Source organism: Bacteroides sp. 1001136B_160425_E2, from assembly GCF_015559655.1.
GTDB classification, from domain to species: Bacteria; Bacteroidota; Bacteroidia; order Bacteroidales; family Bacteroidaceae; genus Bacteroides; species Bacteroides luhongzhouii.
In genome coordinates this window covers 1-12,297 of sequence record NZ_JADMQH010000024.1, presented here as the reverse complement: position 1 = coordinate 12,297, position 12,297 = coordinate 1, and the positions used below count along the sequence as shown (strand labels likewise).

Sequence of the window (12,297 nt, the reverse complement as noted above, 5' to 3'; positions counted from 1 at the left end):
GATTATTAATATTCGTATTCATTCTTTTTTCCGATGGATAGGAGGTTACTTCCATATTTTCCCTTTTTCTTCCAACAGTTGATTAAGCACTTCATTTGCTGTATTATATCCCTGTCCGAAGATTTCTTCTGCTTTCTCCAGTTCAGTATTACTATATCCGTATAGATTGTATGGCTCGATTAATAAATCACACTTTTCTCTTTCTGGAAAAGTATTGGCGCGGAACATAAAATGGAATGAACGCATAGCAATGCTTACAATATTCATTTTGTAGTCCTGTGCCATGATGGGGCTTACGTTGACAGCCACCACCTTATTGCACACTCTACGCAGGGTAGATACGGGAAGATTCATCATCAATCCTCCATCAACATAGTTAGTGCCATCTATATTGACTGGTGCGAACATAACAGGCATACAACAAGAAGCAGCAACCCGTTCAGCTATGCTACCCCGGTGAAAGTGAACCATGCGTCCATGATCGAGGTCGGTTGCTGTGATAATCAGAGGAAGTTGTAAATCTTCCAAGTTTTTTGCTTTAACGTTGGTTCGGAGAAAGTCTATAAATTCACAAAGGTCAAATAATCCTTTTTTAGGAATTACCAGTTTGGTTAAATCCTGGAATTTATGTCCGGAGAAATAATCAAGTACTTTGTGGGGTTCGTTGCCATCTGCATAAAAGACACCGGCAAGTGCTCCTGCGCTTACTCCGGAGATGATTTCCGGTTTAATATCATGCTCTAAAAGAGCTTGCATAACTCCCAAATGGGCAAATCCTTTAATAAATCCTCCGCTTAGTGCATAGCCAATCTGATATTTCCGGCTATTCCTGTTATTTGTGAATACCTCCATGAGTTGCTTTCTTTAGTTCGCCACGAATTTAGTGAATTTATTGAAAGTAGGAGGAATATAATGAATAGTTTTTTTAAGAGAACGTTATAAGCAGTTTTTTGTTATCCATAGAACACAATAAATGCGGATAACATGGAACTTTAATTGCGTAAGTATAAAGTTTTGTTATCCGCATTTAAATATACCACAATAGAGCGCAAATATACGGATGGAATCTTTTACACCAGTACTGTGTACTGATTAGAATCCGAAATCGTCTATCTCCACTTTATGTTCTTCGCTTTCTTTAAAAGGTTTTGCTTCTTTTTGCACTGGATTTCCTTCAATATAGATAGCGCGGAATGGACGGGCAGGACAAACATATTCACATCCTCCACAACCTACGCATATTTCTTTGTTTACATGAGGGATCGTTAATCCGTCTTTATATGGTACCATTGCCACAGCCTGTGTAGGACAGTGCTCGGAGCACGCTCCGCAACTGGTTCCATCAGTATAAACGATGCAATTTTCCTCGATAAAAACAACATATCCCATTTGTGTAAGATGTTTTTGCTCTACACTTATGGGAAGAATTGCTCCATTGGGACAAACGTCTCCGCAAACAGTACAGTCAAAATTACAAAATCCTTTCTCAAAACTAACGGTCGGCTGCATTATGCCTGCCAAACCATACTCCATAAAAGCAGGTTGCAGAACATGAGAGGGGCATTTGCTGACACAAAGATGACAGGATGTACATTGCTGTTGAAAGTGTTCCCGACTGATAGAGCCCGGAGGAGTGATTGGATTCTCTTTTTTGTATGCCTTCTTGCCTTCTAATCTTGCAACGGATTCTTTGGCTTGGGACAGGAGTTTGGGAGTAGTCCCGGCAGTAACAAGACCGGCAACCAAAAAGCGGCGTTTGGATGAATCCGTGTCCGGTGATGATGGCGCAGGGGCTTCTACGTTTGTTTGTTGTTTCTTTAAAGAAGGGTTGTAGACCAATGCCTTTTGCTTGCATACTTCCAGACAGTCGAAACAATCTACACAACGGCTATAATCAATGGCATGTTCCTTACTATTGATGCAGGAGGCTTTGCATTTGGTAGCACAAAGCCCGCATCCATTACATTTCGCAGTATCAATGCGGACCTTAAATAATGAAAAGCGGCTCAATAATCCCAATACTGTTCCTACGGGACAAACCGTATTGCACCATGTCCGTCCGTGTTTCCATGCCATTACAAAAATAACTGCAAGAGTGATAACAGCAATGAAAAGAGAAGAAATGCTTAAAACAGAGGTATCTACCTGATAAAACGTATAATTGTCGAACTTGGAAAAGACGGATTCCAACAGATTATTCCCCAACATGTAGATAGGTTTGAATATATGCACTACCACACGTCCATACGCGCTGTATGGATCGAGCAGGCCTACAACAAATGTAAATCCGCATAGAAACCCGATTACTGTCAGTCCGAGTATGCCCCAACGCAATTTGTTTTTTGCGGGACTGTAACTATATCTTTTTTTCTTTTTCCCTGTTGCTTTTGAAATGCGTGCAATGACATCCTGCAAAATACCCATAGGGCAAATTGTAGAACAATAAACGCGTCCAAACAAGAGCGTTAACACAATGAGAAATAATAAGATACCTATACTTAGTGAAAGGATGGCTGGAACAAATTGCAAATGTGCCAGCCGATGAAAACTGTTCGGTAATATTTCTGCGAAATCGAGAAAAAAGAAAGAAATCAGCACAAATAATAGTGCTGATATTCCAATACGTAGCTTTCTTAACATTGTTATTTTACATCTTAATTCGCTTGACATTCAGCTTGTCAATGTTCATGGTTCCTATTTTCAGTGCTTCTCCTTTAGCGAGGTGTCCCACAGTATCTAGTGGCATCTCACGTATTTGATTGAAAAATTTGGCGGCAGCCGTGTCCACTGCTACAATATCCGGTGAAATGAACAGTCCTTTCGCTAACACGACGTCCGAGGCAGAACGTCCTCGCGGACCATTGGTTTTCATGATACGATAGGCGTCTACTACGTTCAGTACAGCTTTCTTTTGCAGTGTGCAGATATCGGCAATACATTGCTGCAAGTCATTCTGGTGGAAAAATCCACGGTCCCAAACAATTCCCATGTGATTTTTCATCGAGATAGTCAGATTGGCGCCCCCGTGGTTTTTCAGGATGGGAACATTGATCCATACATCGCAATTCAGGATGGCTTCATGTATCTTTGCTTTCTTCATCTTCTGACCGTTGGGTAAGTTTATCGGCTTGTAATAAGACTCCAAATGAGCAGGCATTACTTTTGCTCCGGCAGCTTTTGCCGCCGCTTCGATACCGCTGTTTTTGTAGCACTTCTGCCAATCGTCACAAGTATGATCGAATACGGTCACTTCTTTAGCTCCGGCAGCAAAGCATTGTTTCACGATTTCAGCAATCAGTTGCGGGTTGGTGTTTCCTGCCAGTTCCGGCACTTTATCCCAACCGATATTAGGTTTTACGACCACCTTCTGTCCCGGTTTGACGAATTGCTTCATACCGCCCAGTTCGCTGATAGCACGGCGGAACATAGCTTCCGGTTCTCCACCCATAACGGCTACCAAGTCCGGATTGCCTCCGTTCGTATTATTAATAGTCTGGGTTAATATCTCCATTGCCTCCGAATGCTGAATACTCAATGCGGCACCGGTTATGGCTACTGTTTTTAAAAAGTCCCTTCTGTCCATTTTTGTTTTTACTTTAGAGTTTTGCAATCGCTTTTAGTAGGGCGTAGCCGCCAAACCATTGAATTAACATACCGGGAATACCAATGCGGAAATCTTGCACTGCTACATGGAAATTTCCGATGAATGCCCATTCAAAAGCAGTTCCTATAATCTGATAGGAGAGAACGACACCGAGAATAGCCCATAAAGAAATGGATTTCAGTGTTCGTGCGGCAAAGGCGGAAGCACCGGCAAGTAAAGCGGATTTTATCAATATAATGGGGAGTGCAGCTCCCGAAGGCATTGCAAATAACAGGTGATTGATGACAGGAGAAAGAATTGCTGTCAGTAATCCCACACGAAAGCCATATTTATAAGCTGCGATCAACGTGAAAAAATAGATCGGCAATAAAGTAGGACCACCGTATGGTACAAGATGACAGATTTGTGGAAGTGCAATGTTTCCTGCCACAAATAGCAGGGCAAAGAGGTAAGTTCTTACATTGCTGTAATTCAGTGAATAGAGTTTAGCAGATGTTTCCATTTTTGTTGATAACTTTAATGTTTAATAGAACGATAATATTTAAAAAATTAGACTTCTTTCCGCAGAAAAGGTTTAATCCGGACAAAGAACTATTTGCTTAAGTAACTGTCTAAAATTAGTTAATAGAAAAAGGAGGCTTCGTTGCGTTTTGAATAACAACTTATAATACGAACTAATTTAAGCATTTACTTTATGATATTAAAAATGGGACAGAAAAGTTTCAAGCCTATTTGAAACACTTTGTTTCTAACTTAGAAACTGTTTGTTTCACCGCTTGAAACCATTCGTTTCACACCGAGAAACAAACAGTTTCAAGGCTTGAAACATATTTTGAAACTATTTGGTTTGTACTTTTGCCTTATTCGGTGCCCATTCTTTCCCGAATCTTTCCCCATGCATGCGTATCAAACAGGCAACTTTGGCGCATAGTCCCACACATTTCCCTGAATCTGGACATAGGTATCGTATAACTCAACTTATCCGCTTCAAAGTATGGACGCACCGACGGGTCGAAGAAACCGATAAATGTCCGCTTGCCTCCTTTGCGGTTTTCAAGAGTGGCTTGTGTCACTATGGAACTGCAACCGGAACCGAATAAAGAGACGACACCATCTTCGGCATTATTATCATAGTAAGCCCATGTAGTCAGTCCGGAAAGCATATCAGGATTGGCGATAAACATGACGCCTTCCATTTGTTCCAGACTTGCTATTTTGTCTATACGGGCAAAATGAAGGTATTTCTTTTCTGCCCTCGGAACCCCGAGTTGCCGGATAAACTCAATGACCATTTCCGGAGTCTGTTTATATCGTTCTTTTAGTGAGACAAAAGTCGGTACGCGTTCAGGCATTTCTGTAAAACCTGTGTAGAATTTGCCGCCACCGCAACCGATATTTTCTGCATTCAAGCTGATAGTGCCACCTTCTCTGACAGTCTTCATACCCTTAAAGAAGCAACCGTTAATTTTCTCTGCTGTTCCTTCCAGTATATCCGAATACCAAAATACAAGAGGTAATTCGGCATTCTCTCCGAATGCCTCCTTGAAGTTCTGAATAAATGTTTGGATGTCCATAGCTTATCAATTTTAGTTATGTATGTAGGTCTTTGTACAAAGTTAAAATAAAAATAGACATTCATCCTCTTTTTAAACAATAATTACTTATATTTGTCCGGAACAGAATATAAAGAGAAGCGTTATGAAGTACTTACTAATATATATAGGGTTACTTTGTACATCCCTGCAATTGTGGGGACAAGAAACGGTTGCTACAAGAATCGCTCCTCCGACGGGATATATCAGGGAGGCTTGTGCCGATCATTCGTTTACAGGTTATTTACGTAATTTGCCTTTGATGCCGAAAGGTAGTAAAGTGATGCTTTATAATGGAAAAGAAAAATCGAATCAGTCCGCAGCTTACGCTGTAATCGATATGGAGATAGGTAACCGTGATTTGCAACAGTGTGCCGATGCGGTAATGCGTTTGCGGGCGGAATATCTGTGGAAACATAAACGATATGGAGAAATAAAATTCAACTTCACCAATGGTTTCCCTGCCGGGTATAAGAAATGGGCGGAAGGAAATCGGATAAAAGTCAGCGGCAATCAAGTGCAATGGTATGCTGCGGGCAAAGGAGTGGATTATTCCTATAAAACTTTCCGTAACTATCTCGATATGGTCTTTATGTATGCCGGAACGGCTTCTTTATCCCGCGAGCTTCAGGCTGTGTCTTATACTTCTTTGCAACCCGGTGATGTATTTATTAAAGGAGGCTCACCCGGACATGCAGTCATTGTTGTAGATGTTGCTGTTCATCCGGCTACCAAAAAGAAAGTGTTCCTGTTGGCGCAGAGCTATATGCCTGCACAACAGATTCATATTCTTGTAAATCCTGTCAGTCGCAGCCTTTCCCCCTGGTATGAATTGGCGGAAATGGATGCGGGGAAACTATATACTCCGGAATGGATTTTTAGCCGGAAAGATTTAAAACGCTTTAAGGAGTAGAATCTTTTCGTTATCTTTGGCATTTAACAAACCGTTTTAATCATACAACAACGAAAAACAACCGATTATGAATCAAGATTTGTCAATGAATGCTAACCAGTTGGTAGCATTCCTTCAAAAGCCAACTTCAGAGTTTACAAAAGCCGACATTATCTCATTTATCCAGCAAAAAGATATCCGCATGGTCAATTTCATGTATCCGGCGGGAGACGGTCGTCTGAAAACCCTGAACTTTGTTATCAACAATCAAGCCTATCTGGAAGCTATTCTTACTTGTGGAGAACGGGTAGACGGTTCCAGTCTTTTTTCTTTCATAGAAGCGGGCAGTAGTGACCTTTATGTGATTCCCCGTTTCTGTACTGCATTCGTTGATCCGTTTGCCGAGATTCCGACGCTGTCTATGCTTTGCTCTTTCTTCAATAAAGACGGCGAACCCCTCGAAAGTGCACCAGAACACACCCTTTACAAAGCAAGCAAAACTTTTACAGAAGTTACCGGAATGGAATTTCAGGCAATGGGCGAATTGGAATATTATGTAATAGCCCCGGATACAGGTATGTTTCAAGCAACCGACCAACGTGGTTATCACGAATCGGGTCCATACGCTAAATTCAATGAGTTCCGTACTCAATGTATGTCTTATATCGCACAGACAGGCGGGCAAATAAAGTATGGACACTCCGAAGTGGGTAATTTTACGCTGGATGGCTATATTTATGAGCAGAATGAGATTGAGTTCCTGCCGGTTCCTGTATCGCAGGCGGCAGATCAGTTGATGATTGCCAAATGGGTGATTCGTAATCTGGGATACAGATATGGATATAATGTGACCTTTGCTCCTAAAATTACAGCCGGTAAGGCAGGGTCGGGCTTGCATGTCCACATGCGTATCATGAAAGACGGAAAGAACCAAATGTTGAAAGACGGCGTTTTGTCGGAAACAGCGCGTAAAGCAATTGCCGGAATGATGGTACTTGCTCCTTCAATCACTGCCTTTGGAAATACCAATCCTACTTCTTATTTCCGTCTTGTTCCTCATCAGGAGGCACCTACCAATGTTTGCTGGGGAGATCGTAACCGTTCCGTATTAGTACGTGTACCATTAGGATGGGCCGCAAAAACAGATATGTGTACATTGGCCAATCCGTTGGAAACCGAAAGCCATTTTGACACCAGCCAGAAGCAGACTGTAGAAATGCGTTCTCCGGATGGTTCGGCGGATTTATATCAACTGTTGGCCGGTTTGGCTGTTGCCTGCCGTCATGGTTTTGAAATTGAGAATGCGTTGGATATCGCTCAAAAGACGTATGTGAATGTGAATATCCATCAGAAAGAGAATGAAGATAAACTGAATTCACTGGCACAACTGCCGGATAGCTGTGAGGCTTCTGCTGATTGCCTGCAACAACAACGGGCAATCTTTGAACAATATAATGTCTTTAGTCCGGCAATGATTGATGGTATCATCCGCAGACTTCGCAGTTATGAAGATAAAACGTTGCGTGCGGATTTGGAAGGAAAGCCGATGGAGATGTTAGATCTCGTACATAAGTATTTCCATTGTGGATAATCTGCAAACTGATATGTAAATAAAAGGCTACCTTCTGTTTCAAAGAAGGTAGTCTTTTTGTTTTCTGACGTATCATTTTAATATAACTCACAGAATTATTTATCGATATATGACGCTGTATTTCTTCATTTTGTATACTGAATATGAGGTTTGGTCTACAATTCCTCAACGAAGATAGGTAAAGCTCTATTTTTGTAACGTTCAAATCTAAAGGTAGATAAATAATGAAGTATATTTTATTGAGTACAGTTGTTTTGATTTTATTGTTGTCGGAAGATACGTGTGCGCAAGTAACTATCAAAACGGGTTATATCTCTTCTTCGTGTTATAAGAATGAAGATGGTCAGGAAACAGATGGGAGGGGAGACTTGCGGTTTGTGGAAGGAAACGTCAATATTCCTGTATCGCAGAAAATGAATGAAAGAAATCAACCCACAATCTGGATGATTTCGGCAGGAGGAAGCTATACGGCAATGAATAATAAGAATCTTCACTCATATATAGACATAGATCAAATCATAAATATGCAGTTGAGCATAACTAATATTCGTCCTATCAGCAAAAAATGGTTCTTGTTGACGACAGTCGGTGCAGGAGTCTATACCGCTTCGGATGTAAAGTTGAAGAATGTTTTGGGGCAGGGAGGAGCTATTTTTATCCGGCAGTTCAAGCCTAATTTATCTCTTGGAGCCGGCTTGGCAGTTAACAACACATTTGGCTATCCGATGGTATTTCCCGCTATTTATTTTGATTGGAGCACTGAAGGACGTTATCAAATTAAAGTATCTATGTTGAATGCAATGGAGGTTTCGGCAGGGATGAGAATGAATAAATTCCTGAATCTAAGGATCGTGGCAGAAATGAACGGGTCATTGGCTTTGTTGGAAAGGGAAGGGAAAGATACCATGTTTTCCCAGCAATTCATTATTGTTGGTTTACAACCGGAATTAAATGTGGGGGACTCTTTTTCAGTCACTGCTACTGCCGGTGTTTCGTGCAGCAGAATCGCTTATTACACTACCCGCACATTAAAGGCTTTTTTCGAGGATATGTCCAAAGATTCCGATCCGTATTTTAAACCGGCAATGTATGTTTCGATGGGAATGAAGTATAAATTCTAAAAAAGTGGTAACTTTATCGCCCGATGTCAGTTAAGATACCACTATATACACTACTGAAACAAATAGGGATTTTTCTTGTAGTCTCCTTTTTGGTGTTCAGAGGAACTTTTGTCGAAAGCAACAGTTTAGGACTTAATCTTTCTACAGGGGTTAGCCTTTTACTTTCTATCATACTTTGGGGAATTATTAATCTGCACACTTGCTGGTTGATTCCCGGTTATCTGTTTCAGCGTAGATATAAAAAGTATATCATTTATTTAAGTAGCCTTGTTGGATTTATGCTGGCGGCCATGGTGACTGGTATTTGTCTTTTAGGGCAATATTATGTTATGCCCGAACAATTACAAAAACTAAATGATGATCTTCCTTTCTTCCTATTTCTAAATGCATTGGCACTTATACTCTATTTCTTTGCTTTTTCTTTTACTATTTTTCTGCATCATTGGGTGGCCTATCAACAACGGTTAAACGAATTGGAGAATATGAATATACAGACTGAACTGAATCGTTTGAAAGATCAACTCCAACCGGAATTCTTTTCGAGAATGTTGAATAAGGTGCGGACCTTGTTGAAAGAAGATGGAGAAAAGGCATCGTTGCTCATCTTTAAATTAAGCCGGTTACTAAGATACCAACTTTATGAAAGTGAACGGCAAAAGGTATTATTGGGAGATGACATTTGCTTTATGACAGATTATATGAAGTTGGAGAAAATATGTAATCCGGAGCTTAATTTTGAAATCAGAATCCTAAATGAAGTACGTTATATACAAATACCTCCTTTATTGTTTATGCCTGTTATAGAATATGTGATTCAGACAACTACTTGTGGGAAAAATGAAAGGGGAGAAAATATCAGGGTTGATTTTCAAATGGAAGAGAATCAGCTCCGGTTCACTTGTACATACTATCATCTGCAAAGAAATGGAATTCAGCAGGTAGTACCTGTCTTTGACAAGCTACAACGGCGATTGGATTTGTTATATCCGGGAAGTTATCAATTGAAAAATTGCTATACCGATGAGGCGTTGTGTGCCATTGATTTAATGTTGAAATTATGAAAGATACTGGGAATGTATACGATTGGGCGAAGAGTATGGTAAATGACCGTTTTAGGTTTATCAGTAATCTATTATTGCTATTTATTATATTTTTCTTGGGATTTCAGAATATATATGGAGATTTTAATAGAGAAGGTTTCCTATATGCATGTCCGGTTAGTGTATTGGTTTTTGCATTTCCTATCTATCTGAATATTTATTGGTTGGTACCTCGTTTCTTGTATAGGGCTAAGCGTCAATTATTGTATTATTGGATTTCGTTTCTCGGAGTTAACTTAGTGAGTGTGCTATTGGGATTTATTTTTCTGTCTCAGTTATATCAACGATATGGCATTCATGAGTTCTGTGTGCAGGATAATCATTCCGTTTCTTTTGGGAGTATTTCTTATGGAATATTAGTGCTACTATTGAGCGCAGGTGGTTGTACTAGTTTTGAACTTTTCCGTCGTTGGGTTGTCTCCGATAGAAAGATTCAGGAATTGGAGAAAGCGACTATGCAGACGGAGCTTCAACAATTAAAGAAACAGATCAATCCGCATTTTCTTTTTAATATGCTGAATAATGCCAATATATTGCTAAAAGATGCTCCGGATGAGGCTTCACAAATATTGGGTAAACTGGATGACTTACTTCGCTACCAATTGAATGACAGTACAAGACGGGAAGTCTTTCTTAGTGCAGATATACAATTTCTCACCAGCTTTCTTGAACTGGAGAAGGTGAGAAGGGATCATTTTGAATATACGATTTTTCAGGAGGGAAATATGGAGAATATCTGTATTCCTCCGTTATTGTTTATCCCCTTTGTAGAGAATGCGGTGAAACATAATTCGGACAGCGATCATTTATCTTATGTTCACCTATACTTTTCCGTGCATAATAAGCAGTTAATGTTTCGTTGTGAGAATTCTAAGCCTCGTATTCCTGTAAAGCGGGAAGGGGGAATAGGATTAGCCAACGTGAGGCGTAGACTGGATTTACTTTATGAATCACAGTATACGTTACAGATAGAAGATAAAGAAACAACTTATAGTGTCAACTTACATCTAAATTTATGAATTGTATTATTGTTGATGATGAGCCGGTGGCTCGTAAAGGAATGAAATTATTGGTGGAACAAATACCTCAATTAGTACTGACGGGTAGTTTTAATAATGCTATCGTGGCATCCGCCTTTATGAATGAACATACAGTTGATTTGGTTTTCCTCGATATCCAAATGCCGGGAATTACGGGAATGGAATTTGCGCAAAGTATCCCCAGAAATACATTGATTATTTTTACGACAGCCTATGCAGAATATGCACTTGATAGTTATGAAGTGAGTGCCATCGATTATTTGGTGAAACCGATAGAGATGAATCGTTTTCTGAAAGCGGTCAATAAAGCTGTTGCCTACCATAAACTGTTGTTGTTGGAGACGCCCGAGAAAGTGGAAGAAATACAGGAAGAGTACATCTTCATCAGGTCGGAACGACGATATTTTAAAATAAACTTTAACGACATTCTATTTATTGAAGGGCTAAAAGATTATTCAATTCTCCAATTAGAAGATCAGAGGGTAGTTACTAAAATGAATTTGAAAAATATTCATGAGCAACTGCCCGGCAGGCAATTCCTCCGGGTAAATAAATCCTATATTGTCAATACCTCACAGATTGACTCTTTTGATACCAATGATGTTTTTATCAGAACTTATGAGATAGCGATAGGTAGTGGTAGCTATAAGAAATTGTTTTTCGAGGAGTTTGTAACAAAGAATCTGCAGAAGACTAATCCGGTGATTGGTATGAAATAGCCCGATATAAAAGGATACGAACGTTAAGTATTGACCTATTTTCATAAAAAAGATGTTTTGAGAAAAGAAAAATGAGGGAATATAGTGCAATATCTCCAAATAATGCTTTCCTTTGTACCAACAACAATAAAGAGGTTTATTACGATTTGATTTTTTTACATGAATCTTCTCATTTATTTGAGCATATCCATCTCTAATTAAGATCTTCCTAAAACTTTCTTATTGAATTATTAATTTTTTATATTTGTATTTTATGAATTTGTACATTGGAAATCTTAGCTATAATGTTAAGGAATCGGATTTGAGACATGTAATGGAAGAGTATGGAACAGTTGCTTCAGTAAAGTTAATCACAGATCGTGAAACTAGAAGATCAAAAGGTTTTGCGTTTATCGAAATGCCGGATGATACAGAAGCTAACAACGCTATCAAACAATTGAACGGTGCAGAATATGTAGGTCGTTCAATGGTAGTGAAAGAAGCATTGCCAAAGAACTAATACTGAATAAATAGACAGTAATAGAGAAGGGCGCACTAGGTAACTAGCGCGCCCTTCTTCCTTGTTCGCCCGACATGGGCATAGTCTAACGGGTGCAAGTCCCTAACGCAGCTTAATAGCGGCAAGCGTACAGCCAAAG

The 12,297-nt window shown here is 39.7% G+C and carries 12 protein-coding genes; 7 read left to right on the top strand and 5 right to left on the bottom strand.

Annotated elements, in window-relative coordinates:
* Positions 1 to 45: 45 nt before the first annotated feature.
* The 5 genes from I2I04_RS20075 to I2I04_RS20055 form a co-directional block, all read right to left on the bottom strand.
* Positions 46 to 852: a patatin-like phospholipase family protein gene (locus I2I04_RS20075; RefSeq protein WP_143258606.1), complete on the bottom strand. Its 807-nt coding sequence runs from the start codon at positions 850 to 852 to the stop codon at positions 46 to 48.
* A 240-nt stretch (positions 853 to 1,092) separates the two neighbouring features.
* Complete coding sequence (locus tag I2I04_RS20070) at positions 1,093 to 2,640, bottom strand: 4Fe-4S binding protein (protein WP_195655780.1); 1,548 nt, start codon at positions 2,638 to 2,640, stop codon at positions 1,093 to 1,095.
* A gap of 7 nt (positions 2,641 to 2,647) precedes the next feature.
* Complete coding sequence (locus I2I04_RS20065; RefSeq protein WP_195655779.1) at positions 2,648 to 3,583, bottom strand: DUF362 domain-containing protein; 936 nt, start codon at positions 3,581 to 3,583, stop codon at positions 2,648 to 2,650.
* A gap of 13 nt (positions 3,584 to 3,596) precedes the next feature.
* Positions 3,597 to 4,106 carry an ECF transporter S component gene (locus I2I04_RS20060; RefSeq protein WP_195655778.1) on the bottom strand — a complete coding sequence of 170 codons (510 nt, stop codon included), beginning with the start codon at positions 4,104 to 4,106 and terminating at the stop codon, positions 3,597 to 3,599.
* A gap of 358 nt (positions 4,107 to 4,464) precedes the next feature.
* Positions 4,465 to 5,178 (bottom strand): DUF169 domain-containing protein, encoded by a 714-nt coding sequence (locus tag I2I04_RS20055; RefSeq protein WP_143258602.1) that lies wholly within the window; start codon positions 5,176 to 5,178, stop codon positions 4,465 to 4,467.
* Between the two features lie 124 nt (positions 5,179 to 5,302).
* On the opposite strand from I2I04_RS20055, the gene I2I04_RS20050 reads away from it, so the two are divergent.
* The 7 genes from I2I04_RS20050 (at position 5,303) to I2I04_RS20020 (ending at position 12,158) form a co-directional block, all read left to right on the top strand.
* The gene (locus I2I04_RS20050; protein WP_195655777.1) at positions 5,303 to 6,109 is read left to right on the top strand and encodes a DUF4846 domain-containing protein; all 807 of its coding nucleotides are present in this window, start codon (positions 5,303 to 5,305) and stop codon (positions 6,107 to 6,109) included.
* A 67-nt stretch (positions 6,110 to 6,176) separates the two neighbouring features.
* A complete protein-coding gene (locus I2I04_RS20045; RefSeq protein ID WP_143258600.1) occupies positions 6,177 to 7,679 on the top strand; it encodes a glutamine synthetase family protein in 1,503 nt (500 codons plus the stop codon).
* 224 nt (positions 7,680 to 7,903) lie between these two features.
* Entirely contained in the window at positions 7,904 to 8,800 is an 897-nt protein-coding gene (locus I2I04_RS20040) for a DUF6268 family outer membrane beta-barrel protein (protein ID WP_195655776.1), read from the top strand.
* Positions 8,801 to 8,823: 23 nt separating this feature from the next.
* Positions 8,824 to 9,861, top strand: a complete 1,038-nt coding sequence (locus I2I04_RS20035) for a sensor histidine kinase (RefSeq protein ID WP_195655775.1) — start codon at positions 8,824 to 8,826, stop codon at positions 9,859 to 9,861.
* On the top strand, positions 9,858 to 10,919 hold the full coding sequence (locus I2I04_RS20030) for a sensor histidine kinase (protein ID WP_195655774.1): 1,062 nt from the start codon (positions 9,858 to 9,860) through the stop codon (positions 10,917 to 10,919). Before I2I04_RS20035 ends, I2I04_RS20030 begins: the two co-directional genes overlap by 4 nt.
* On the top strand, positions 10,916 to 11,659 hold the full coding sequence (locus tag I2I04_RS20025; RefSeq protein ID WP_143258596.1) for a LytR/AlgR family response regulator transcription factor: 744 nt from the start codon (positions 10,916 to 10,918) through the stop codon (positions 11,657 to 11,659). The genes I2I04_RS20030 and I2I04_RS20025 overlap by 4 nt, the downstream gene beginning before the upstream one ends.
* 253 nt (positions 11,660 to 11,912) lie before the next feature.
* A complete protein-coding gene (locus tag I2I04_RS20020; RefSeq protein ID WP_143258595.1) occupies positions 11,913 to 12,158 on the top strand; it encodes an RNA recognition motif domain-containing protein in 246 nt (81 codons plus the stop codon).
* Positions 12,159 to 12,297: the final 139 nt, after the last annotated feature.

Coding starts and splice junctions, on each gene's coding strand:
- I2I04_RS20075 (WP_143258606.1), bottom strand. CDS start 852: ATGGAGGTATTCACAAATAACAGGAATAGCCGGAAATATCAGATTGGC.
- I2I04_RS20070 (WP_195655780.1), bottom strand. CDS start 2,640: ATGTTAAGAAAGCTACGTATTGGAATATCAGCACTATTATTTGTGCTG.
- I2I04_RS20065 (WP_195655779.1), bottom strand. CDS start 3,583: ATGGACAGAAGGGACTTTTTAAAAACAGTAGCCATAACCGGTGCCGCA.
- I2I04_RS20060 (WP_195655778.1), bottom strand. CDS start 4,106: ATGGAAACATCTGCTAAACTCTATTCACTGAATTACAGCAATGTAAGA.
- I2I04_RS20055 (WP_143258602.1), bottom strand. CDS start 5,178: ATGGACATCCAAACATTTATTCAGAACTTCAAGGAGGCATTCGGAGAG.
- I2I04_RS20050 (WP_195655777.1), top strand. CDS start 5,303: ATGAAGTACTTACTAATATATATAGGGTTACTTTGTACATCCCTGCAA.
- I2I04_RS20045 (WP_143258600.1), top strand. CDS start 6,177: ATGAATCAAGATTTGTCAATGAATGCTAACCAGTTGGTAGCATTCCTT.
- I2I04_RS20040 (WP_195655776.1), top strand. CDS start 7,904: ATGAAGTATATTTTATTGAGTACAGTTGTTTTGATTTTATTGTTGTCG.
- I2I04_RS20035 (WP_195655775.1), top strand. CDS start 8,824: ATGTCAGTTAAGATACCACTATATACACTACTGAAACAAATAGGGATT.
- I2I04_RS20030 (WP_195655774.1), top strand. CDS start 9,858: ATGAAAGATACTGGGAATGTATACGATTGGGCGAAGAGTATGGTAAAT.
- I2I04_RS20025 (WP_143258596.1), top strand. CDS start 10,916: ATGAATTGTATTATTGTTGATGATGAGCCGGTGGCTCGTAAAGGAATG.
- I2I04_RS20020 (WP_143258595.1), top strand. CDS start 11,913: ATGAATTTGTACATTGGAAATCTTAGCTATAATGTTAAGGAATCGGAT.